Consider the following 23,478-nt stretch of genomic DNA (forward strand, 5'->3'; position numbering starts at 1 on the left):
GGATCAGCCGCCGTTGTTCGCCGCCACCGCCGCGATCACCACGATGAGCAGGATGACGGCCACCAGGAGCGCGATCTTCAGCGCTCCGAACCCGCGACCGGACGCGGCGGGTTGGGGCACGTCCGGCACGGGCACCGACCGGGGCGCCGGGCCGTTGAACACGTCGTGCCCGGTGAGCGCGGCCCGCGTGCACCAGGGGCAGTGCTGGAGATGGGAGCCGTACGTGTGCAGCGGCCGGTTCGAACAGGCCCGTACCTGCGAGCGCTCCTTGTCGAGGGCGCGCAGCCAGGCCTCCGCCGGGGGCCTGGCCGCGGGGGCGAGGACGCCGGGGCCGAAGGCGGCGCGGGCCAGCGTGAGCAGTTCATGGGGCAGCACGGAGGGGTCGATGGTGCCGCGCGGGATGACGACCAGCTCGGGGCGGACCACGTAGGAGCAACTACTGGCGATGTTGTCCTTGACGGTCGACTGCGACGCGCTCTCGTGCGGGACGCCCCCGAAGGGGTGGTTGCCGGCCGTCAGCAGCTGGTAGACGAGGACCGCGAGGGCGAAGTCGTCGGTGGCGCGGGTGGCGGGGCCGCCGGCCTGCCGCTCGGGGGACGAGTAGTCGGCGGTGTGCATCAGGCAGGGGAAGGGCTCGCCGGTCACCGGGTCGGTGAAGGAGATGGAGTCGCAGTCGAGGAAGGTGATGAAGCCGTTCGCGTCGACCACCACGTTGCTGCTGGAGAAGTCGCCGATGACGAGGTTGTCGTAGTGCATGCGGGCGGTCATGAAGGCGAGGTTCCAGGCGACACCGAGCAGGAAGCGCCAGTCGGCCCGGTCGGGGAAGAGCTTGATGCGCTGGGCGCGGGTGAACAGGCCGATCAGCTGGACGTGCTGGGGCTCGCCGAAGCGGCGCATCGCGTAGCCGAGGAACTCGCCGCGTGCGCCGCGGGCGATCGCGGTGGGCCAGGCCAGTTCGGGCGGCTGGGAGCTGTCGGTGGGGCGGGCGGCGAGCGGGGACATGGTGAGCATCCGGGTCAGCCGGCGCTCCTGTTCGGGGCCCGGCGGTTCGCGGTAGATCTTGACGACGATGCCGTCGTTGCCGACGACCGGGTAGACGGCCGCCTGGCCGCCGCCCTTGAGCGGCTGCTCGGCGAGGGTGACGGGTTTCCCGTCGAGGTACACGACGAGTCCGCTCATGGCCGCGCCTTCGGCGGTGCTTTGCGCACGGCCCGCAGCAGGGTCTTGTCGTCGGCGTTCAGCGCGGTCAGGCGGTCCGAGCGGAGCAGGGTGGCGAGGCCTTCGTGCGCGTTCTCGGAGACGGCGCCGGGGGTGTCGAGGGAGCGGAACACGGCGTCGACGAAGGAGGTGTTCGGGGTCTGCGGGGCGCCGCCGGGCCTGGCCAGCGCGGCCTGCGCGAGTCCGTCGGTGGACAGCAGGACGCCGTCGATGCCCTCGTCGGAGACGCAGTCGGTGTGCAGCCAGCGGGTGGCGTCCGGCGAGGTGAGGAACACCGTCTCGTTGCTGTACTCGCTGGCGGCGGCCGTCTGCGGCAGCAGATGGAACTGCCGCTCCCCGTCCTCCGTCCCCGCACGCACTACGACGAAGCCGTCGCCGACGGTGAGATGGCCGAGCCAGCCCGGGGCGAGCACCACCACGGTGAGGGTGGTGGCGAAGTCCGCGGCGTCTGCGCCGGTGTGGTCGAGGAACATCTTGCTGACGTCGTGGTAGGCGTCCTCCAGCAACTCGTGTACTGCTTCCCCGGGTTGGAGGTCGGCGGCAGCGGCCGCCCGCCGCCCGAAGTGCTCCATGGCCAGGTCGACCGCGAGCCGCGAGCCCTCCTCGGAGCGCGGCCGGCTGCCCGCGCCGTCCGCGACCGCGAGGACCGCCACGGACGGCGAAGCCGTGTACGCGCAGGCGTCCTGGCAGGGCAGACCCTGGCGTCGGTGGCGGTAGCCCTCGACGCTCATGCCGTGGATCCGCCACGGCGACCGGTGTGTGTCCGTCGCGGCCATGGGTCAGGTTTCCCAGGCCGGCCGCTGGGTCTTGAACTGGCTGAAGATCTTCTCGAACACCTCGTCGCCCGCGCCCTTCTGCTCGGCGTTCGCGCTGGCGGACATCATCTGGAGCAGCTCGCGGAACGGGAACCCCTGGAGGCGGGCGTTGAACTTCGGCGCGAACGCCTGGAGCACCTGCTCCCCCATGTCGGTGATGCCGCCGACGCCGATCGCGTACAGCCGGAACCGGCGGGCGCGCTGCTCCTCGGCGAGCACGGGGATCAACCGGTGCCAGGAGTCGGTGAGATGGCCGGTGCCGTCGGTCGGCAGACCATCGGTGACCAGGCAGATCTGCGGGCGGTAGTACTGGAGTCCGGAGGCGCGCAGCTCGGCCTTGCGGGCCGCGATGATGTGCATCGACAGCTCCAGCGCCTCCGTCATCAGGGTCACCCCGGCGGCGGCGAGCTGCGGCGGCTGGAACATGTGGGCGGGCAGAAACGGGCTCACCGGGGCGCGGGGAGGCAGGAGTTGGGGGCCGCGCCAGCAGCCGACGCCCTGTCCGCCGAAGGTGACGACGGCGACCTCGACGCTGTAGCTGAGGCTGACGTCGTCGTGCAGCTCACGGGTCCATTCCATGAGCGCGCTGTTGAGTGTCTGTATGGGCGGTCCCGCCATGGAGCTGGACGTGTCGAGGCACAGCACGAGCGGCAGGCGCTGCGCGTTGTTCTCGAACTCGATGTCGGCGTACTCCGCCGGCATCGTGGGCGGGTATTCGCTGTGCATGGCTTCTCCTGGTGGACCAGTGCGTGTGCCGGTGCGTGGACCGGTGCGTTTGCGGATGCCGGTGCGTTGTCCGGTGCGGGTGCGCTGTCGGGTTCCGGTGCGCTATCGGGTGCCCTTTGCGTGCCGTCCGGCGGCGGGCGGGAAGGCGTAGAGGACGTCGGAGTCCCGCTCCCGCGCGTCGGTGACGTCGACGAGGCTCCCCGGGGCGGGCGGTGGCCGTCCGGGCTCGGCCCACACGGCCCGGTACAGGATGCGGTCCAGCTCGACATAGCCCTGGGGGTGCAGTGCGGTGCGCACGGTCGCCGTACGGGCGGGACCCGTGCGGGCACCGACCTGCCGTCCGTAGCGGGGCGCCGGTGCGACGAGCAGCCGGGTGGTGCTCTCGTCTGCTGCCCGGGGGTCGGCTCCGGGGGCGTCGGCTCCCCGGGCGCGGGCGGCGGGCAGGGCGCCGACGCCGGGCGCGGCGAGGGCGGCGGCCCGGACGGGCCTCGCGGACCGGGCGGCCGGGGCGCGGGAAGAGTGGGAGGAGCGGCGGACGGCCGTGACGAAGGCGGCGAGGAGGGCCAGCAGGACGGCGCTCATGCCTGCGATGACCCAGGTGGTGGTGTTGATGCCGTTGCTCTCGCCGCCTTTGCTCTTGCCGCCGTCGTTCCCGCCGGTGGTCGCGCCGCCCTTGTTGGCGCTCGTATCGCTGGGCTGCGGGTCCTGCGGGACGCCCGAGGAGACGACGTAGAGGTGGGTGGCGAGGTTGGCCACGTGGTTCTGGCTGATCAGCTCGTCGCCGCTCAGCGGCCGCGTCTTCGGCGGGGCGTCGGCGACCTGGTCGCACAGCGGTTTGTCGGGCTTCCTGTCACAGATGCGGAGTTGTTTCAACCAGTCCAGGGCCGGAGCGTGCAGCCGGGTGATCTGGGCGCCGCCGTCCACGAGGCGGCCGGTCGCCAGCACGAGCAGTGCCGTCCCGCCCTCGCCGGTTTCCTTCCCCTTGGGCACCCGGACGACGAGCTTGCCCCGGTTGTCGTAGAGCTTCTGCGCGACGCCCTTGTCGACGTGCCGGCTGTCGAACGGCACGGTGTCGTTCAGGGTGATCTCGACGGTCCCCTCGTGGATCAGGCCGGACCAGCAGTCCAGCCGCGCCGCGAAATCCCCTGGGCACGCGGTGTCGCCGGCCGCGGCCGCCGACCCCACCGGCACCAGTGCGCACAGCATTCCGAGAAGCACCGCGAAGTGCAGCGAACGCTTCATTGGCAACCCCCGTCGGCCAAAGGCACACCCCCGTGGCCTTGAAAGGCACTCGCCCAATAGTGGGGGTAAGTGGCGGGCGCCCGAAAGGGGTTGGCGCCCACCACAGCTTTCACTTCTACAACTTGAACACCTGATGGCACCGGGAGAACATCTGTCGCGCCCGTTCCACCCAATCACTGGCCAGAGCATCGAAATCCGTCTGGGTGATCCGGCAGGTCAGTGGCAGGTCGCAGACCCCGGCGAGACAGGGGCGCGGACCTCGTACGTCCCATACGGAAAGCATGGGATTCAATTGTTCGGTGTTCCATGCGTTCGACGCGGCGGCGGCGACAGCGAGTTGGTCCTGCCGCAGGTAATGGCCGTCCGTCGCAAAGGCGACAAGGAGCCGTTTGGTGGCCATGAAGCGCACCGTGACCATCCGCCCCGTCTCCTTGAGATCGAATTGCAGGGAGACGGAATCGGCGTCGTGCGCGGTGTGGTAATTCCTTCGGGCCACCCAGTTCTGCACCAACTGCCGCCAGTGCACGCCGATTTCGAGGACCTGACCGGGCAGGGGTTCAGCGGCCGCCACGGCCCACCGCCTCGGCGACCATCGCGTCGGTCAGCCCGGCGTCCAGCAGCGCCTGGGCGTGCAGCAGCAGACAGGACGACACCGAGACGCTCGTACTCGCGTTGCGGCGGTAGATCAGCTCCTTGGTCTTCACCTTGATGCTCCTGGCCACGTTGGGCGGAGGCCAGGCCGCCGGTTTCGGGTGCTCCTCCAGCAACTCCGCGAGGAGGTCGTCCAGTACGGGCCGGTCCTCGGGCCGCTTGGCCAGGCAGTGCGCGATGACGTCCCGCATCCCCTGGGGCACGCCGTCGAGTTGGGGCTGCTCGTGGGCGACCCGGTAGCGCACCGCCTCCCCGCTTCCGTGCGGTGCGCGGCCGGTGAGGGCGTACACCAGCACTCCACCGAGCGAGAAGACGTCGCTGGGCGTGCCCACCCGCGCCCCGGTCACCTGCTCGGGCGACATGAACGGCGGTGTGCCGACCACGACGCCGACCTGGGTGAGGCCGGGTGCGCCGTCGACCCGGGAGATGCCGAAATCGATGACGCGCGGACCGTCGGAGGCGAGCAGGACGTTCGCCGGTTTCAGGTCCCGGTGGATCACCCGGGCGGCGTGGATCGCCTGCAGTGCCTCGACCAGGCCCGCGCCGAGCCGCCGCACCTGGGGTTCGGGCAGCGGCCCGTCCGTGCGGACCGCCTCGGCGAGCGAGGGCCCGGTGACATACATCGTGGCCAGCCACGGCAGTTCGGCCTCCGTGTCGGCGTCGACCACGGCCGCGGTGTACGCGCCGCTCACCTTCCGCGCCGCCTCGACCTCCCGCGCGAACCTCGTCCTGAACTCGGCCTCCGCCGCGAGTTCCGCGCGCACCACCTTGACCGCCACCTCCATCCCGGCCCGCGTACGGCCGAGATACACCCATCCCATCCCACCGGAACCGAGCCGCCCCACGATCTGGTACGGCCCCACCTGCATGGGATCGCTGACCGGTGTGCGCACCCCCGCTCACCTCATTTCGGGCTTCTTTGCACGATGTCAGGAGTGTCCCGCGATTCCACGGCTTTTTCAGCCAGTCGGGCGCCCTTCAACCCCCCGGGCAGCCGAAAGAGCCGGGGCCCCGCACACCGTTGTGCGGGGCCCCGGCTCCCGGGATTGCCGTCACCGCGGCCGGCCTTGACGACGTCGCAGGTCAGGGCAACGGACCGGCCGCGGAGTTCGAGGGGGCGTCAGCCCAGGCGCTGGACCAGCGCGCGGTACTCGTCCCACAGCTCCTTCGGCGTGTGCTCGCCGAAGGTGTTGAGGTGCTCGGGCACGAGCGAGGCCTCCTCGCGCCACACCTCCTTGTCGACCGTGAGCAGGAAGTCCAGGTCGGACTCGGAGAGGTCGAGACCCTCGGTGTCGAGGGCGCCCTTGGCCGGCAGCACGCCGATCGGTGTCTCGACGCCCTCGGCCCTGCCGTCGAGCCGGTCCACGATCCACTTCAGGACGCGGCTGTTCTCGCCGAAGCCGGGCCAGACGAACTTGCCCTCGTCGTTCTTGCGGAACCAGTTGACGTAGTAGATCTTCGGCAGCTTGGACTGGTCCTTGTCCTTGGCCACGTCGATCCAGTGCCCCATGTAGTCGCCCATGTTGTAGCCGCAGAACGGCAGCATGGCGAAGGGGTCGCGGCGCAGCTCGCCGACCTTGCCCTCGGCGGCGGCGGTCTTCTCGGAGGCGACGTTCGCGCCGAGGAAGACGCCGTGGTTCCAGTCGAAGGACTCGGTGACCAGCGGGACCGCGGTCGCGCGACGGCCGCCGAAGAGGATCGCCGAGATCGGCACGCCCTTGGGGTCCTCCCACTCGGGCGCGATGATCGGGCACTGCGAGGCGGGGGTGGTGAAGCGGGCGTTGGGGTGGGCGGCCGGGACGCCGGACTCCGGGGTCCAGTCGTTGCCCTTCCAGTCGGTCAGGTGCGCCGGAGTCTCCTCCGTCATGCCCTCCCACCAGACGTCGTTGTCGTCCGTGAGCGCGACGTTGGTGAAGACGGAGTTGCCCCAGAGCGTCTTCATCGCGTTGGCGTTGGTGTGCTCACCGGTGCCGGGCGCGACGCCGAAGAAACCGGCCTCGGGGTTGATCGCGTACAGCCGGCCGTCCTCGCCGAACCGCATCCACGCGATGTCGTCACCGATCGTCTCGACCGTCCAGCCGGAGACCGTCGGCTCCAGCATGGCGAGGTTCGTCTTGCCGCAGGCGCTCGGGAAGGCGGCGGCGACGTACTTCGACTCGCCCTGCGGGGGCGTCAGCTTGAGGATCAGCATGTGCTCGGCGAGCCAGCCCTCGTCGCGCGCCATGACGGAGGCGATACGCAGGGCGTAGCACTTCTTGCCGAGCAGCGCGTTGCCGCCGTAGCCCGAGCCGTACGACCAGATCTCGCGGCTCTCCGGGAAGTGCGAGATGTACTTCGTGGAGTTGCACGGCCACGGGACATCGGCCTCACCCTCGGCCAGCGGCGCTCCGAGCGTGTGCACAGCACGCACGAAGAAGCCGTCGGTGCCCAGCTCGTCCAGCACCGCCTGGCCCATGCGGGTCATGGTGCGCATGGAGACGGCGACGTACGCGGAGTCGGTGATCTCGACGCCGATCGCGGAGAGGTCCGAGCCGAGCGGGCCCATGCAGAACGGGACGACGTACAGGGTGCGGCCGCGCATCGAGCCGCGGAAGACGCCCTTCTCACCGCTGAAGATCTCCCGCATCTCGGCGGGGTCCTTCCAGTGGTTGGTGGGGCCGGCGTCCTCCTCCTTCTCGGAGCAGATGAACGTCCGGTCCTCGACGCGCGCGACATCGGTCGGGTCGGAGGCGGCGTAGTACGAGTTCGGGCGCTTGATCGGGTCGAGCTTCCGGAAGGTGCCCTTGCGGACGAGCTCCTCGCTCAGACGCTCGTATTCGGCCTCGGAACCGTCACACCAGACCACGTTGTCCGGCTCGGTCAGTTCTGCGATCTCGTTCACCCACGAGATCAGTTCCTTGTGCTGGGTGGGGACGGTGGAGGGAGCCGCGATGTCGCGCGCCACGATTGCTCCTAGATGAGGGGTTTTATGTTGAGTGCCCCGTGGGGGCTGCGACCCGGATGCTTCGTGGTGATTGCCCTGGCGCTCATCCGGTGCCGACCACACTCATTTGATCATCCGACGCAACTGCGCATATGTCCAGAGGGCCTCACACCTGAGCGGAGTGACCATCACCACTCCCGAGAAGGTTTCCTGACGCACATCGCCGGTTCACCCCCAGTACCCCCGAACGGCCGTACCACCGCGCGTGAGAGCATGGACACTATTGACCGTTCATTGCGTCGTACTGATACGTAACTTACGGTTCCGTAGGTACGATTCGTTCCATGACTTCGCCCGTCCCCGACGCGCCCACGGACTCGCCGGCCGACAGCCGCGGGTCCGGCGCGGCCTCCCTGCCGCACCAGCTCACCCACACCGCGCTGCAAGAGGTCAAGCCCAAGCTGCGAGGCTGGCTGCACCTCGGCATGTTCCCGGCCGCGCTCGTCTCCGGCCTGGTGCTCACCGCTCTCGCGGACACCACCCGTGCCCGTATCGCCTGCGGGATCTTCGCCCTGACGGCCTGTCTGCTGTTCGGCGTGAGCGCGGTCTACCACCGCGGCACCTGGAGCCCGCGCATGGACGGCGTCCTGCGCAGACTCGACCACGCGAACATCTTCCTGATCATCGCGGGCACCTACACCCCGCTGACGATGCTGTTGCTGCCGGGCACCAAGGGGCAGTGGCTCCTGTGGAGCATCTGGGCCGCGGCGGCGGCGGGCATCATCTTCCGGGTGTTCTGGGTCGGCGCCCCGCGCTGGCTCTACACCCCCTGCTACATCGCGATGGGCTGGGCGGCCGTCTTCTTCCTCCCCGACTTCCTGCACACGGGCGGCGTCGCCGTCCTCGTCCTGGTCGTCGTGGGCGGTCTGCTCTACAGCGCGGGCGGCGTCATCTACGGCATCAAGCGCCCCAACCCGTCACCGCGCTGGTTCGGCTTCCACGAGGTCTTCCACTCCCTCACGCTCGCGGCGTTCGCCGTGCACTACGTCGGCATCTCACTGGTGGCCTATCAGCACGGGTGATCCCCTCCCACCAGCTTCTTTCCAGGGCCGCGGCTTACCAGCCGCGGCCCTTTGCCATGTCTTGAAGGCGCCTCCCCATTGACAGTCGCCCCTTTTTGAGAGCTACTCTCATTTCATGGTTACTGTCACTCAGCACGAAGACACCCGGCGCGACCCCCGCCGCTGGTGGGCCCTCGGGGCCCTGGTCGCGAGCATGCTGGTGCTCGGCTTCGACATGACGATCCTCAACGTGGCCCTGCCGACGATGGCCCGGGACCTCGGCGCCTCCACCGGCCAGCAGCAGTGGATGGCCGACGCCTACGTCGTCGTCTTCGCCTCGCTGATGCTCCCGGCGGGCCTGCTCGGCGACCGCTTCGGACGGCGCCGGATGCTCATCACGGGCCTCGCGATCTTCCTCGCCGGATCCCTGCTCGGCGCCCTCGCCGGTGATGTCACGCCCGTCGTCGTCGCCCGCGGCGTGATGGGGATCGGCGGCGCGCTCGTGATGCCGCTCGCCCTGGCCGTCCTGCCCTCGCTCTTCGGGCCCGACGAGCGCACCAAGGCCGTGGGCGCCGTCTCCGCCGCCTCCGCGCTGGGCCTGCCGCTCGGCCCGATCATCGGCGGCTGGCTCCTCAACCACTTCTGGTGGGGCTCGGTCTTCCTGGTCAACGTGCCGATGGCCGCGATCGGCATCGCCGCCTGCGTGTTCCTGCTCCCCGAAACGCGCGACCCCGCCTCCCCCAAGGTGGACGCCGTCTCCACCGCGCTCACCGCGGCCGGCCTCAGCATCCTCATCTACGCGATCATCGAGGCCCCGCACCGCGGCTGGGGCGACCCGCTGATCCTCGCCTTCTTCGCCGGCTCCGCGGCCCTGGTCGCGCTCCTCGTCGCACGGGAGCGCCGCAGCGCCCGTCCGATGCTGGACCTCTCCCTCCTCACCCAGCGCGGCTTCCTGCTGAACACCCTCGCCGCGACCCTGGTGATGTTCGTGCTGTCGGGGCTGATGTTCGTGCTGCCGCAGTATCTGCAGGCGGTCCTCGGGCAGGACGCGCTCGCCACCGGGGTGCGGCTGCTGCCGATGATGGCCGGACTGCTGGTGGCCGCGAAGGGCGCGGGTCCCCTGGTCGGGAAGTTCGGACCGCGCGCGGTGGTCAGCGCGGCCCTGGTCGCGCTCGCCTTCGCCGGGTTCCTCGGCAGCCGTACGACGGTCGGCGACGGCTACGGATTCACCGCCCTGTGGCTTTCCGTCGCCGGACTGGGCTTCGGGTTCGCCGTCGTCCCCGCGATGTCCGCGGCCCTCGGCACGCTGCCCCGCGACCGGGCCGGCAGCGGCTCCGGCCTGCTGATGACAGTGCGTCAGGTGGGCAGCGCGATCGGTATCGCCCTGCTCGGCTCGCTCCTGGCGAGCGCGTACGGCGGACGGCTCGACACCTCCGGGCTGCCGCACGCGGCCGCCACCACCGCCGGGGACTCCGTGATCGGCGCCCATGTCGTCGCGGCCCGGCTCGGCGACCACGCCCTCGCGGCCTCCGCCGACGCCGCCTATCTGCACGGCATGGACCTGGTCCTGCTGGTCACCGGGATCGCCGCGCTCGTCACGGCGCTGCTGGCCGCGGCGCTGCTGCCGAACCCGGCGCCCGCGGCCCCGCCCGCCCCCGCCGAGGACACCGCCATGGCCGCGGCCCCGGCCGATGCCGGACAATGACCGGCATGGCCGCCACCGCACACCGCTCCTCCACCGCCGCGGGGCCCCAGCCGGGCCTCCGCGAGCGGAAGAAGATGAAGACCCGCATCGCGATCCGTGACGCGACGTACCGGCTGATCCAGGAGCAGGGGTACGACGCCACCACGATCGAGCAGATCGCGGAGGCGGCCGAGGTCTCCCCGTCGACGGTCTTCCGCTACTTCCCCACCAAGGAGGACATCGTCCTCACCGACGAGTACGACCCGGTCATCGAGCAGGAGCTGACGGAGCGCCCCGCGGACGAGCCGTGGATGGACTCGCTGCGGTACGCGATGAACAAGGCGGTCGGCGTCGGCGTCACCGACGAGCCCGAGGTGACCCGGCTGCGCACCCGGCTGATGGTCGAGGTGCCCGCGGTGCGCTCCCGGATGATGGAGAGCATGTCGGTCACCGGCCGCATGCTGTGCCGGATCATCGGTCAGCGCACCGGCCTGGACCCGGACGGCCTGGAGGTACGCGTCTTCGCGATGTCCCTCATCGGCGGCCTGATGGAGACCTCCCTGTACTGGGCGGAGACGGACCACCAGGAGGACTTCGCCGCCCTGGTCGACCGCACCCTGAACGTCCTGGAACACGGGTTGCCCACCACGAAACCCTGAGGCCGGCGCCCCATCGCCCATGGCATCCTGACCCGGTGAACGGACCGGAGATCCACGTCGAATTCGCCCCCGAACTGGGGATGTTCGTCCCGCCCGCCCGGCGCACCGGCGCCACCGCGGTCGTCACCGACGGCGTCTCGACGCTCGGCCATGTCGTCGAGTCGCTCGGCGTCCCGCTGACGGAGGCCGGCGCCCTCGTCGTGAACGGACGCCCGGTGCCGGTGTCGTACATCCCCGCGGCGGGCGACACCGTGGACGTACGGCCCGTCGAGCGTCCGCAGCAGGTGCCCGGCGCGCCCCTGCGCTTCCTTCTCGACGTCCATCTCGGCACGCTGGCCCGGCGGTTGAGGCTGCTGGGCGTCGATGCGGCGTACGAGTCGACGGACATCGGCGACCCGGCGCTCGCCGCCCGCTCGGCCGCCGAGAGGCGCGTCATGCTCAGCCGTGACCGGGGCCTGCTGCACCGCCGTGAGCTGTGGGCGGGCGCCTTCGTCTACAGCACCCGGCCCGACGACCAACTCCGCGACGTTCTGGGCCGGTTCGCTCCCACCCTGATGCCGTGGACGCGGTGCACGGCCTGCAACGGTCTCCTCCAGGAAGCCACCAAGGACCAGGTCGCCGACCGTATCGAGGACGGCACCCAGCGCTCGTACGACGTCTTCGCGCAGTGCGCGCAGTGCGGCCGCGCCTACTGGAAGGGCGCGCACCACGACAGCCTGGAGGCCATCGTGGAGCGCGCCCTCGCGGAGTTCGGGAGCTGACGAGAAGAGCTAACGCCGCTTCAGATCCGCTTTCCCGCAGGCGAGTTGGTCCTTGTTCGGGTCGAGCCCCAGCGGATCGTCCTTGCCGTTGATCTTCAGGCGCCCGTAGTCGTTCTTCCTCAGCCAGGCGCAACGGGATGCCGTCGTCTTCTTCACGCCGTCCGGGAAGGCGGTCGGCACGCAGACGTTGATCGTGCCGTAGTGCCGGTCGCATCCGGAGATCGTGGTGCTGACCTTCTGCGACGTCTTCTTCTTGCCGGGCTCGGTGACCTTGCCCTCCAGCGAGTCGGCGAAGGAGTGGACGTGCGCCGAGGACGTCTCCGCGGCCAGCGCGGACGGGCCCTGGAGGTGCACCCACTTGGCCACCGACGGCACTCCGTTGGCGTCGACCGCGAAGAGCATGTACCAGCCGGGCGGGGCCAGGTTGGGGTTGCTCGTCACGTTCAGGTCGACGTTGTTGCCGTCCACGGAGAGCGGCAGGTCGACGTAGCGCTGGTTCGGGTCGGAGGAGTGGGTCACCGCGGCCGGGCGGATCAACTCGGCCTTGGCGATGGGCCGGTCGACGGTGATGCGCTGCGTGTCGCCGTACACCCACTCGTTGTCGATCACCGAAGTGATCGTCGGACGCGTGCCCTTGAGGAGATAGGGCGGGGTGTAGATGGACACGTTGTGGTTCCAGGTGCCGTTGCCCGGGTTGTCACCGGTGGCCATCACACGGCCGTCGGGGAGCAGGAACGCGGACGAGTGGTAGCCGCGGGCCTGGGGGTCGGCGGCCACGGGATCGAACGTGGAGGTGTCCGGGTCGAAGATCGACGCCTCGAAGACGGGGTTGGCGCGGTTGTGGAGTCCGCCGCCCGTCTCCAGCACCTTGCCGTCCGGCAGCAGTACGGCGGAGACGTACATCTTGCCCTGGTTGCCGGTCTCGGCCACCGGGCCGTTGCCGAGGTCGACCGTGCCCTGCGGGATCTGCGGGCCGGCGACGTACGACGGGTTGGCGGCCTTGAGGTCGATGAGGTCCGTCAGCCGGTTCGCGTCCGGGTTGGAGTCGATGTTCCCGCCGCCGATCGTGAGGACCTTCTGGTCCTGGGCGGGCGGCAGCAGCACACTGGCGGACTGGTCGCGCTGGTCCTTGTTCTGCAGGCCCGCGATGGCCGTGGTGGTGTTGGCGTCGTAGTCGTAGATCGCCGAACCGGTGCCGGGCGTGCCGTTGCCGAAGACATGGCTGCCCGAGTAGAAGAGCCGGCCGTCCTGCATCAGGATCATCGACGGGTACAGGCCCCAGAACGACCAGGTCTGGTTGACCTGCCACAGCGGCAGCCACGCCTGCTGGGCCGCCGACCAGCGCTCGGCGGTCACCGAGCCGGACGAGTCCTCGCGCAGACCGCCGAAGGAGATGATGTCCCCGTTGCCGAGCTCCGTCGCGGACGGGTACCAGTGGCCGTCGTTGAGGTCGTTGGTCTTGCTGTACGTCTCGGTGTCCGGGTCGAAGATGTACGAGTCCTTGTACCCCTCGTACCCGTGCCCGCCCGCGACCGGGAACGCCTTGTTGCCGCTCATCACGAGCACGCGCCCGTCGGCGAGTTGGACGTGTCCGGCGCAGAACATGTCCTTGGGCGTGGGGATCACCTTGTAGGAGCCGGTCGCCGGGTTGTAGACCGCGCTGGTGAAGGTGCCCGCGTTGAAGTTCTCCTCGCTGTTGCCGGAGCCGGCGATCAGCAGGACCTTGCCGTTCTTGAGGACGACGGAGTGCATGGACCGTACGGGGTTCTGCGTGGGCAGCACGTCCCACTTGCCATTGGCGCACTGGTCGGCCGTGCCGGTGCAGGTGGGCGGCGGGAGCGTGTCGGCGACCTTGTCCATCGTGTAGTCGTCGGTGGTCGCGGAGCCGGTGCCGTACACCGAGACGCCCCAGGTGATCCGGTCGGTGCCGGCCGGGACCTCGGGCGTGCGGACGCTCGCCTGGGTCCAACTTCCCTGCATGTCCAGCGTCTTGAGGTCGGTCCAGTACTGCCAGCCCGCCGTCGTGTCGTGCCGGAAGAGGGTGATCGCGGCGTCGGGGGTGGTGGTCTTGTACCAGAGCCCGAGGTCGTACTGCTTGCCCGTGGTGACCGCCGGGGCGCAGCTCGCGGACTCGGTGATCAGCGCCTTGCGGTCGCCGCTGACGCGGCGGGTCAGCGCGACCTTCATGGCCTTGGTGCCGGAGTGCGCGTCGGTCGTCGTGGTGAAGGCGAAGTCGTTGTCGCCCCAGCCGGACTTCTCCCAGCAGGACGGCATGCCGTCGGTGCCGGCCGTCTCGAAGCCCGGGTTGGTGATGAGGTTCGCGGCGGACGCGGGCTGCGGCGAGATCAGCAGCAGCCCGGCGGCGAGGCCCGCCACCGCCAGAAGCGAGGTTCTGCGTCGTGGTCGTGCGAGCCGTGCCCGTACCGGATGTGTCACGCGGTTCTCCTTGCTGTGCGGCTCCCGCCCGCGGACTCGCGGCCGCGGCGCGGCAGATAGACCAGCGCTTCGGTCCCTACGAAGCGCAGGACGAACGTCGTCACCAGCGCGAGGGCGGTCGCGGACAGCGCCCCCATCCCGAACCGGTCGACGAACAGGGCGATCAGCGGGATGCGCAGCACCAGGTCCGCGTTGGCGAGCAGCGCGAACCGGCCCACGCGGTCCCACCAGCTGCGGTGTTTGCGGCGCTCGCGGAACAGCAGATGCTCGATGAGCAGGAAGTTCCAGGCGACCCCGAACTGGTTGGCGACGATCTCGGCCGGTACGTAGTGCATGCCGAGCGTGGTGAGGGCGTACAGGCCGAAGAGGTTCGGTACGAAGCCGGTGGCGCCTATCAGTCCGAAGACCACCAAGCGGGCTACGGGCGAGGCGGTGCGCAGCCCGACGAGGTGGCGCAGGAACCGGAAGCCCTCCTGCGCGGTCGACTTGGACTCCCCCGCGAAGCGGTCCTGGAAGACGAACGGCACCTCGCTGACCTGGCGGGGGCGGCTGCGGACGGCGAGTTCGAGGAGGATCTTGTAGCCGAGCGGCTGGAGGATGTCGGCGGTGACGGCGCTGCGGCGGATCGCGAAGAAGCCGCTCATCGGGTCGCTGATGCCGCGCAGCCGGCGCGGGAACAGCGTCTTGGTGAGCCAGGTCGCGCCGCGCGAGACGGCGATGCGGTAGCCGCCCGCGAGTCCGGCGCGGCTGCCGCCCTTGATGTAGCGGGAGGCGACGACCAGTCCGGCGGAGGAGCGTTCCCCGGTGGCCACCAGCTCCGGTACCAGGGACGGCGGATGCTGGAGGTCGCCGTCCATGACGACGATCCAGTCCGAGGCCGCCGCCTTGAGCCCCTCGACGACCGCGCCGCCGAGGCCGCCCACCGGTTCGTCCCGGTGCAGCACGGTGACGGGGAACGGGCAGTCCTGCGCCGCCTCGGAGATCACCTCGGGGGTGTCGTCCGTGGAGTCGTCGACGAAGACCACCTCGCAGGGCAGCCGGGTCGGCACCGACTCGGTGATCCGGTGCAGCAACTCCCTGATGTTCGCGGACTCGTTGAAGGTCGGCACGACGATGGTGACGGCGCCGGGCTCGGGAACCTCGGCGGCGCGTACGGCCGGATCGCCCAGTTCCTCCGGGACAGTTGACTCGTACGTCATCGGGTGCCTCCGACGGTCTGGATCTGCCTGATCTCGATGCGGTCCGCGCCGGTGCCGAAGGTGGCGACCGGCTTCGAGTGCTGCATCGCGGCCTTCACGTTGGGCAGGTCGACCGCGTCGCGCCGTACGGTCGGGGAGGCGACGACGTAGTCGAGGTCGCGCCAGCCGCGCGGCATCGTCTTGGTCACCGCGGGGTCGAGGTCGGCCTTGTAGAACCAGATGACGCCGAGTCCGGGCCGGTAGCCGTCGTGGACGAGGTCGAGCCAGAGCGCGTCGTCGACGAGGACGCGGGTGTCCTCGGGGTTCTTCACCTCGGTCTTCAGCCATGAAGAGGCTGCCCGGTAGGGGGCGTTGGCGTCGGCGGTCACGGCGGTGCGGTCGCCGTCGTACCAGTGCGGTACGGCGTAGGCGCCGGCGGCGAGGGCGAGGACGCCCGCGAGGGTGTAGCGGCCGGCGGTGACGTACCGCTTCTCGGCTTCCGTGCGCCATCTGCGCAGCACGCCGTGGGCGATGCTCGCGGCCCCTCCGGCGAGGACGATCGCGAGGAACGGCAGGGCCTGGATGACGTACATCGCGGGCAGGTAGCCGCTCGGCCGCAGCGCCACCAGGGCGAGGATTCCCACGGTGAGCGCGGGTCCGGCGAGGGCGCGGGCGGTCACCGACCAGCGCCAGATGACCAGGAGCAGCAGGGCGCCGGCCAGTCCGCCGAGGGGCAGCACGCGGTCGTAGTAGAGCCAGGACTGCAGGACGCCGTGCGAGCCGGTGCCCGGGTCGAGGATGAAGCCGGAGCCGGGGCGGCTCATCTGGTAGGTGACGCCGTCCCAGAGGGAGACGTGTCCGCCGCCGGGCAGCAACTCGCCCTTGAGCAGGGCGAAGAGCGGGTAGGACAGGCCGATGAGGACGCAGGCGGTGACGGCTCCGGTGAGCGCGAACTTGCGGGTGTCGCGGTGGCTGTGGCGCCACATGGTGACCATCAGCGCGGGCAGGATGACGAGCATCGTCTCCTTGGTGAGCACACCTGCCGCGGCCGCGAGGCCCGCCCCGAAGTGGTGCCAGAGATGGCGGCTCGGGGAGGCGGCGAGGCAGAACGCGAGGAGCGTCCACATCACCGCGATGTTGTCGAGGAAGATCTCGCGCTGCAGGACGACGGAGAGCGGCGAGAGCCCGAAGAGGACCATCGCGAGCCCGGCGGCCCAGCGGGGCAGCGAGAGGCGGCGCGCGAGGACGTACACGAGGACCGCGCTCACGGCGCTGACCAGCAGCATCGCGACCCGCATCGAGCCGACCGTCATCAGCGAGGGGCTGATGTGGGCGGGGATCCAGGTCAGCAGGGCTATCTGGATCCAGCCGAGCGGCGGGTGGTCGTACCAGTAGGTGTAGTGGGCGAGGCCGGTGCCCTGCTGCACGGACCAGGCCTGGGCGAGGTAGGTGCCCTCGTCGTCGCTGAGCGTCGGGTAGTCGGCGATGTTCCAGCCCTGCACGACGAGGATCGCCACAAGGAGCAGGCCGCACAGGATCAGGTCCGGGCGCGAGGAACGGAGCCGCCCCGGAGGCGTTGTTCGAGGGGTCGAACCGGTGGTGGGCGCAGGCTGGCGCTGCGCGGGGACCTTGGTCGTGGTCACCGCGGGAAGGGTGGAGGTCACGCAGGAACGTCCTCTCGGATCACTTCGGTGAGATGCGCGCCGACATGTGCGGTCAACTCCCAGTCGTTGCGGCCGCGTTGCTCACGCCATACGGCGCGGATGGCGGCCCCTGCGAGGAGGACCTGATAGAAGGGGCCGCCCACCACGAGCTTCAGGTAGTGGACGAATCGGACGCGGAGCCCGTACTGCTTGCCGAAGTCGTGCAGTCCGACGAGCTCGAAGACGAAGGTGACCAGAGCCGTGACGGCCGGCAGGAACGTCACGAAGGCGATGCCGACAGGCACGTCCAGGAAGAGCGCGATGGCCACGTTGAGCGGAATGATGACGCCGGAGACGGCTTGCAGGAACGGCGTCATGAGCGTGTAGCGGGCGAGCATCCGCTGCCCGAATCCCGGGAGTTGCTTCCAGTCCTTCTTGCGGTAGACCTGGAGGAAGCCCTGGTTCCAGCGGGTGCGCTGTTTCAGCAGCGACATCAGGCTGCCCGGGGTCTCCTCCCGGGTGACCATGTCGGAGTCGTAGGCGACGACGACCTTCTTGCCGACGCTGGAGAGCCGGACGCCCAGGTCGCAGTCCTCCGCGAGGCAGTTGGGGTCCCAGCCGTCGGCTTCGCGCAGCACCTTCGTCCGTACGAAGACGGTGTTGCCGCCGAGCGGGATGAACCCCTTCTGTGCGTGCAGGTGCAGCCGGGAGCGGAACCAGAAGAAGTACTCCAGGCAGTTGCGCAGCGCGTACCAGTTGGAGTGGAAGTTGATGAGCTGCACGCCGCCCTGGACGACGTCGGCGTCCGTGGTGCGGAACGCGTGGTCGACGTGGGCGAGCAGCTCCGGGTGGACCTGGTCCTCGGCGTCGAAGACGCCCACGACGTCGCCGCGGCAGTGCGGCAGCGCCGTGTTCATCGCCTTGGGCTTGTTCTTCTTCTCGTGGGTGTCGACGACGACGCGTACGCGCGGGTCGCGGGCCTCGGCGCTCCGGGCGACCGCCGTGGTCTCCGGGTCGTCGTGCCCCACGATGACGATGATCTCGAAGTCGGTGTGGCTGGATTCCAGCAGGCGCTGGATGGTGTGGTCGAGGACGGCCTGTTCGTGGCGTGCGGGCAGCAGCAGCGAGAAGGACAGGCTCTCGCCGCCGTCCGGCCTGCTGAATCGGGTGGAGGCGAGCACTTCGGGCGTACGCCACGCGTGCATCTGCCACCACAAGGTGAAGGCCGCCATCCAGAACAGGGCCAGTGAAACGGCAGTGATGAAGACAGACGTCAGCAAAAAGATCCCCCCAGATCCCCAGAACCCCCTGTCGCGACAGTGAGTCACACCTGTCGCGTCACGGTGGAGACACTAAGGGGGAACTGTGAAGCCTGGGAGCTGTTCCGATAAATAGCGTGTTTCGGAACGGGGTGTCGCCAAGAGGGATGTATCCGAACACGTGCACACATTCGACCGGTCGAACACCCTTGCCAGACGCCCTGGTCAGACCACGTTCTCGCTGATCAACGTGGGTTCACACGCCCGCTCAGCGCTCCCCCACGCCCCCCAACGCCCCCCTGAGCCGCTCCGGATCGGTCGTCGGTGCGTCGCACGTGAAGTTACGGCAGACATACGCGGCCGGTTCACCGCCGACGAGAGGACGCCCTGCGAGCAACGGAAGTTCGTCACTCTCCGCAGTACCCACGGCCACGACAGCGCCCGGGGCGGTGGCCAGAAGTGCCGTACGGTGCAGGGCGGTTGTGCCCGGATCGCCCGCCGGGCCGACGATCGCGACCTCGCGCGGGCCGTCGAGCAGTGCCTCCGCCACCGCGAGACCCCAGCCGATGAAACGGGGGGCGCGCGGGCCGAGCGCCTTCACGACGCCCAACGCCCCCTCGGCGGCGGTGCGATGGGGTTCGGCGCCGGTCTGCGCCGCATAGCTCAGCAGCGCCCCGGCCGCCGCGCTCCAGCCCGAGGGCGTGGCGTTGTCGGTGGGGTCCTGGGGGCGGCGGATGAGCTTCTCGGCGTCGGCCGCGGTGTCGTACAGGGCGCCTGATTCCCTGTCGGTGAACTGCACGATCACGTGGTCGAGCAGGAACCCGGCGAATTCCAGCCAGACCCCCTCCCCGGTGACGGAGGCGAGCGCGAGGAACCCCTCGGCGACATCCGCGTAGTCCTCCAGCACCCCCGCGTTCGCGCCGACCTGGCCGTCCTTGCTGGTACGGGCGAGGCGTGCGCGGTCGTCCAGATGCAGCCGTACGAGGAGGTCGGCGGCGCCGATCGCGGCGTCCACGAGGTCGGGGCGCTCGAAGTAGGCGCCGGTCTCGGCGAGGGCGGCGATCGCCAGACCGTTCCAGGCGGCCACGATCTTGTCGTCACGGCCGGGGGCCGGGCGCTCGGCACGCTTGGCGAGCAGCCGCTCGCGGATGGAGTCGAGCCTGCCCGCGTCCAGAACCCCTTCGTGCTGCGGGAGTTGGAGCACGGAGGCGCCCTCTTCGAAGGTGCCCTCCTCGGTCACGCCGAAGTGCTGGGCGGCGAGCGCGGCATCCGCCTCACCGAGGGCGTCGGTGAGCTGCTCGGGCGTCCACACGTAGTACGCGCCCTCGACGTGCCTGCCCGTGCCGTCGTCGCTGTCGGCGTCGAGGGCGGAGGCGAACCCGCCCTCGTTGGTGCGCAGTTCGCGGACCATGAAGTCGGCGGCCTCCAGGGCGACCCGGCGGGCGAACTCGGAGCCCGTGGCACGCCACAGGTGCGCGTACACGCGGCACAGCAGCGCGTTGTCGTACAGCATCTTCTCGAAGTGCGGCACGACCCACTCGCGGTCGACCGAGTAGCGGGCGAAGCCGCCGCCGAGCTGGTCGTAGATACCGCCGCGCGCCATGCGCTCGCAGGTGTCGGCGGCCATCTGCAGGGCGCCCTCGGAGCCGGTCCGGGCGTGGTGGCGCAGCAGGAACTCGATCACCATGGACGGCGGGAACTTGGGCGCGCCGCCGAAGCCGCCGCGTTGCGCGTCGTACTCGCGGGAGAGCCCGAGCAGGGCCTGGGCGGCCTCCTCCTCGCCGGGGATCTCGGCGGAGGTGTACGAGAGTTCGCGTGTCGCCAGGTCGCGCACGATGTTCCCGGCGACCTCGGCGACCTCGCCCTGCCGGTCGGTCCAGGCGGTGCTCACGCCTTCGAGAACCTGCCGGAAGGAGGGCATGCCGTGGCGGGGCGCGGGCGGGAAGTACGTACCGAAGTAGAAGGGCTCGGCCTCCGGGGTGAGGAAGACCGTCATGGGCCAGCCGCCCTGGCCGGTCGCCGCCTGGACCGCCTCCATGTAGACGGCGTCGACGTCGGGCCGCTCCTCGCGGTCGACCTTCACGTTCACGAAGTGCTCGTTCAGATACGCGGCCGTCGCCTCGTCCTCGAAGGACTCGTGCGCCATGACGTGGCACCAGTGACACGCGGAGTATCCGACCGACAACAGAATCGGTACGTTGCGGCGGCGCGCCTCCTCGAAGGCGCCCGGCTCCCAGGGCCACCAGTCGACTGGATTCTCGGCATGCTGAAGCAGATAAGGCGAGGTCACGCCACCCAACCGGTTCATACGAGCCAGCCTCTCACACCCCATGTCCCCCGGCCGCGAAGCTTCCGGGTCAGCCCTGGAGCAGGATGGTCAGCGTGAGGCGCTCGGCCCTGAAGCGGTTCTCCCAGTCCCATTCCTGGTGGAAGCTCTGCATGTTCTGCTGCGGGCCGTACATCTGGAAGAACCACTGCGGATCCCCGCTGCTGAGGGTCTTCGTCTCCTCGTGCCGGGCGTAGTTCTCCATGGTGATGTGGTCCTCGCCGCTCTTGGCCACCACACCGGCGAAGTGGAAGTCGAGTCCGCCCGAACTGGCGTCCGCGCGCAGCGACTTGATCATGAAGAGGTCGCCGATACCGGCGGGCGGCGTGAACTGGTTCAGTTTGAACTTCTCGTAGGCCGCCGTGAGCCGGCCCGCCTGCGCCGGGTCGTCGCGGAGTGTCATGACACCCTGGATCAGGCTGCTCAGGACGTCGGTCAGTTGTCCCGTGGCCTCGGGCGAGCGGTCGGTGGCGCACCGGTCCCAGGCCTGCTTCAGGTTGTCCTTGTGCCGCGCGGCCGGGGTGTCGGGCGACAGGTTGCCCAGTACGTCCGCGAGGGCGTGGAAGTAGCGCTGTTCCCCGGTGATCTCGGGGCTGTGCTGTCCGGTGACCGCGGTGGCGATCTCGTTGCAGCGCTGGGGAAGCCGGGCGTCGAGACCGCGCTGTCGGGTGGCCGGGCGCTGGAAGGTGGCGGGGCGGTTCACGACCGGTACGACCTGCCACAGGGTGAGTTGCTTCTCACGGGTGGCGATCTTGAGGATCCTCGTGGACTTGCGCAGCGTCATGTAACCGTCGGCCCGGTCCAGCCCCACCATGCCGCGCAGCCGTTCATTGGCCTGGTTGATGCGCTGGTCGGTGGCGAAGAACGTCTTGGCCTGGCGGGCGCCCTGGGCGTCCTCGACCGCCAGGTCGAGCTTTGCCGCCAGCCGCAGCGGGACCTGCCCCTCGTACTCGACGTTGAGGGTGCCGTCCGCGCCGACGAAGCTGTGGGTCTCCTCCGTCCGCCCGGACTGGGGGTCCGTGACCGGCCTGGGACGGGCCACCTGGCCCGGGAAGAAATCCTGCGCCGCGGCGCCCGGTTGGCCGTTCTCGTCCAGCGTCCCCAGTACGGGGTACTGGGCCGTGCCGGGGTGGACGACCGCGTACCGCTGGATGTGGTGGGTGTCCCCGCCCGTCCCGTGGTCGTGGCCCGCGTGCGCCGGACCGGCCGCCCGCTCCGGTGCCGGGCCGGCCAGCGCCGCGCGGGCATTGCGTTCCGCCGCCTGCTCGAAGCGGTCCGTGGGGTCGCTGACCTTCAGCCCGCAGCCGTTGTCGGTGCCGGACACCGGGCCCCGACGCTGCTGGATGACGTGCGTCAGCTCGTGCGCCAGGGTGTGCCGGTCCCCGCCGCCCCGGCCGAGGACGATGTCGCTGCCCGAGGTGTACGCCCGCGCGCCCAGCTCGTCCGCCGAGCGCTGCGCGGCCGTGCCGGTGTGCAGTCGTACGTCGGAGAAGTCCGCGCCGAGCCTGGCCTCCATGTCGGCGCGGACGGGCTTGGCCAGCGGACGTCCGGCGGAGCGCAGCACCTCGGGCGCCGAGGAGCGCTGCACCGGCTGCGCGCCTCCCCGCCGGAGCATGCGGACCGCCGCCTGGTTGCCCACCGAGCGCTGCAGGGCCGCCATGGCCGCGGGCGCCGGACGCCCGGCGGGCAGCCCTGCTCCCGCGGTAAGGCCGAGAGCCGGTCCCGGTGCCCGGGTCGGGGTGGTCCGGTCCTGGGACCGGGGCTCTTCTTTCCTCGCGTCTTTCCTCGCGCGCATGCCGAAGCCTCCGTGTCGCTCGATACCGCTCGGTCAGGACCGCTGGAAGAACTCCACCTCCGCCAGGGCCAGATGACGGCCCCGGGTCAGGCCGGTGGCCGAGCGCAGGACCAGACGTACCGTCTTCACGTCGCTGATCCCGGTGGGGAACGGCTGTGGGCCCGGCTTGTCGCTGAGGGTCAGCTGCTTGTCGTGCCGCTCGCCGTCCTCTGTCGTCACCTCGACGTCGATCCGGAGTGCACGCCCCTCGGTGGCGTACACCTCCGGGTCCTTGGACGCGCCGTTGGTGATGAGCAGGTCGACCAGCCGGAACGGCTTGCCGAAGGTGTACGTCACCGAGGCACCCGCCGCGGGCACGCCCCAGTAGCGGTTGCGCAGCCCGTCCGTGGTGTTCTTCGCCGGGTGCCCGGGGACCTCGGCGCTCGCGCTGGTGCGCGCCGGGGTCACGGGTCTGGGGTCGGACAGCTTGTCCCGGGTGTCCTCGAACAGAGCTCGTCCGGCAGGCAGCAGCAGGAAGGCGCCCACGCACAGCGCCAGCACCACGGCCAGGATCACCAGGAGCCGCACCCCCCGGCCCGATCTCGCCCGCACCCGGCGCCGGAACGGCCACACGGTCCGCCACCAAGGCAGCGGGGCGGCCTTCGCGGTGGGCTTCAGCGGAGTCGCACAGCGCCGGCAGAACCGGCGCTCCGGCTGATTCGGCGTGCCGCAGGAGGGACAGGGTCTCCCCGCCGCTTCCTCCGCCACGGCCGCGGGCCGTACCGCGGGACGCGAGGCCTGCGGCTTCGCGGGGCGTACGGCCACGATGGGTGCCGGTGCCTCGGGGGCGGCCGGGAGCCGTGTCGGCGTAACGGGTGAGACGGTCCCGGGTCCATCTGCCGTACGGGGTACGGCGGTTGCGGACCCGGATGACGCCGTCGGCGCGGGTGATGTGGGCCCGGGTGGCGTGGCGGGGGGAGCTTCTCGGCCTTCGTTGGTGCGGGGCGGCGCGTCGGCCGGAGGTGCCTCGGGGGCGGCCGGGGGCTGCGCGGGTGTGCTCGGTTCCGGTGGCGCAGGCGCCTGCGACAGCTCCGGTTCCGGGGACGTGACCGAAGGCGTGCT

General features: G+C 70.3%; 18 protein-coding genes. 4 read left to right on the forward strand and 14 right to left on the reverse strand.

The window, feature by feature from the left end:
• Positions 1 to 3: 3 nt before the first annotated feature.
• From AB5J56_RS16995 to AB5J56_RS17025, 7 genes are all read right to left on the reverse strand, one after another.
• On the reverse strand, positions 4 to 1,179 hold the full coding sequence (locus AB5J56_RS16995; RefSeq protein WP_369233580.1) for a hypothetical protein: 1,176 nt from the start codon (positions 1,177 to 1,179) through the stop codon (positions 4 to 6).
• Positions 1,176 to 1,994: a PP2C family serine/threonine-protein phosphatase gene (locus AB5J56_RS17000; protein WP_369233581.1), complete on the reverse strand. Its 819-nt coding sequence runs from the start codon at positions 1,992 to 1,994 to the stop codon at positions 1,176 to 1,178. Before AB5J56_RS17000 ends, AB5J56_RS16995 begins: the two co-directional genes overlap by 4 nt.
• A 3-nt stretch (positions 1,995 to 1,997) precedes the next feature.
• The gene (locus AB5J56_RS17005; RefSeq protein ID WP_369233582.1) at positions 1,998 to 2,759 is read right to left on the reverse strand and encodes a hypothetical protein; all 762 of its coding nucleotides are present in this window, start codon (positions 2,757 to 2,759) and stop codon (positions 1,998 to 2,000) included.
• 102 nt (positions 2,760 to 2,861) lie between these two features.
• Complete coding sequence (locus AB5J56_RS17010; protein ID WP_369233583.1) at positions 2,862 to 4,001, reverse strand: hypothetical protein; 1,140 nt, start codon at positions 3,999 to 4,001, stop codon at positions 2,862 to 2,864.
• 115 nt (positions 4,002 to 4,116) lie between these two features.
• Entirely contained in the window at positions 4,117 to 4,572 is a 456-nt protein-coding gene (locus tag AB5J56_RS17015; protein ID WP_369233584.1) for a hypothetical protein, read from the reverse strand.
• A complete protein-coding gene (locus AB5J56_RS17020; RefSeq protein ID WP_369233585.1) occupies positions 4,559 to 5,545 on the reverse strand; it encodes a serine/threonine-protein kinase in 987 nt (328 codons plus the stop codon). The genes AB5J56_RS17015 and AB5J56_RS17020 overlap by 14 nt, the downstream gene beginning before the upstream one ends.
• A gap of 227 nt (positions 5,546 to 5,772) precedes the next feature.
• Positions 5,773 to 7,596 (reverse strand): phosphoenolpyruvate carboxykinase (GTP), encoded by a 1,824-nt coding sequence (locus tag AB5J56_RS17025; RefSeq protein ID WP_369233586.1) that lies wholly within the window; start codon positions 7,594 to 7,596, stop codon positions 5,773 to 5,775.
• A 323-nt stretch (positions 7,597 to 7,919) separates the two neighbouring features.
• Between AB5J56_RS17025 and AB5J56_RS17030 the strand changes: the two genes are divergently transcribed.
• From AB5J56_RS17030 to AB5J56_RS17045, 4 genes are all read left to right on the forward strand, one after another.
• The gene (locus AB5J56_RS17030) at positions 7,920 to 8,657 is read left to right on the forward strand and encodes a hemolysin III family protein (protein WP_369233587.1); all 738 of its coding nucleotides are present in this window, start codon (positions 7,920 to 7,922) and stop codon (positions 8,655 to 8,657) included.
• Between the two features lie 115 nt (positions 8,658 to 8,772).
• Positions 8,773 to 10,341, forward strand: coding sequence for an MFS transporter (locus tag AB5J56_RS17035; protein ID WP_369233588.1), 1,569 nt, complete (start codon positions 8,773 to 8,775; stop codon positions 10,339 to 10,341).
• A gap of 5 nt (positions 10,342 to 10,346) precedes the next feature.
• On the forward strand, positions 10,347 to 10,979 hold the full coding sequence (locus tag AB5J56_RS17040) for a TetR/AcrR family transcriptional regulator (protein WP_369233589.1): 633 nt from the start codon (positions 10,347 to 10,349) through the stop codon (positions 10,977 to 10,979).
• A 35-nt stretch (positions 10,980 to 11,014) separates the two neighbouring features.
• Positions 11,015 to 11,740, forward strand: coding sequence for a Mut7-C RNAse domain-containing protein (locus AB5J56_RS17045; RefSeq protein ID WP_369233590.1), 726 nt, complete (start codon positions 11,015 to 11,017; stop codon positions 11,738 to 11,740).
• A 9-nt stretch (positions 11,741 to 11,749) separates the two neighbouring features.
• Here the strand turns inward: AB5J56_RS17045 and AB5J56_RS17050 are convergent, their stop codons facing one another.
• The 7 genes from AB5J56_RS17050 to AB5J56_RS17080 all read right to left on the reverse strand — a co-directional run bounded on the left by AB5J56_RS17050 (position 11,750) and on the right by AB5J56_RS17080 (position 22,932).
• The gene (locus tag AB5J56_RS17050) at positions 11,750 to 14,014 is read right to left on the reverse strand and encodes a galactose oxidase-like domain-containing protein (protein WP_369242595.1); all 2,265 of its coding nucleotides are present in this window, start codon (positions 14,012 to 14,014) and stop codon (positions 11,750 to 11,752) included.
• 158 nt (positions 14,015 to 14,172) lie between these two features.
• Complete coding sequence (locus AB5J56_RS17055) at positions 14,173 to 15,375, reverse strand: glycosyltransferase (protein WP_369233591.1); 1,203 nt, start codon at positions 15,373 to 15,375, stop codon at positions 14,173 to 14,175.
• Complete coding sequence (locus tag AB5J56_RS17060) at positions 15,372 to 17,018, reverse strand: ArnT family glycosyltransferase (protein WP_369233592.1); 1,647 nt, start codon at positions 17,016 to 17,018, stop codon at positions 15,372 to 15,374. The genes AB5J56_RS17055 and AB5J56_RS17060 overlap by 4 nt, the downstream gene beginning before the upstream one ends.
• Entirely contained in the window at positions 17,015 to 18,277 is a 1,263-nt protein-coding gene (locus tag AB5J56_RS17065; RefSeq protein ID WP_369233593.1) for a glycosyltransferase, read from the reverse strand. Before AB5J56_RS17065 ends, AB5J56_RS17060 begins: the two co-directional genes overlap by 4 nt.
• 247 nt (positions 18,278 to 18,524) lie before the next feature.
• The gene (locus tag AB5J56_RS17070) at positions 18,525 to 20,564 is read right to left on the reverse strand and encodes a thioredoxin domain-containing protein (protein WP_369233594.1); all 2,040 of its coding nucleotides are present in this window, start codon (positions 20,562 to 20,564) and stop codon (positions 18,525 to 18,527) included.
• 49 nt (positions 20,565 to 20,613) lie between these two features.
• Positions 20,614 to 22,242, reverse strand: coding sequence for a DUF4157 domain-containing protein (locus tag AB5J56_RS17075; RefSeq protein WP_369242597.1), 1,629 nt, complete (start codon positions 22,240 to 22,242; stop codon positions 20,614 to 20,616).
• A gap of 168 nt (positions 22,243 to 22,410) precedes the next feature.
• The gene (locus AB5J56_RS17080) at positions 22,411 to 22,932 is read right to left on the reverse strand and encodes a zinc ribbon domain-containing protein (protein ID WP_369233595.1); all 522 of its coding nucleotides are present in this window, start codon (positions 22,930 to 22,932) and stop codon (positions 22,411 to 22,413) included.
• Positions 22,933 to 23,478: the final 546 nt, after the last annotated feature.

The organism is Streptomyces sp. R21 (genome assembly GCF_041051975.1).
In the GTDB taxonomy this organism is placed as follows: domain Bacteria; phylum Actinomycetota; class Actinomycetes; order Streptomycetales; family Streptomycetaceae; genus Streptomyces.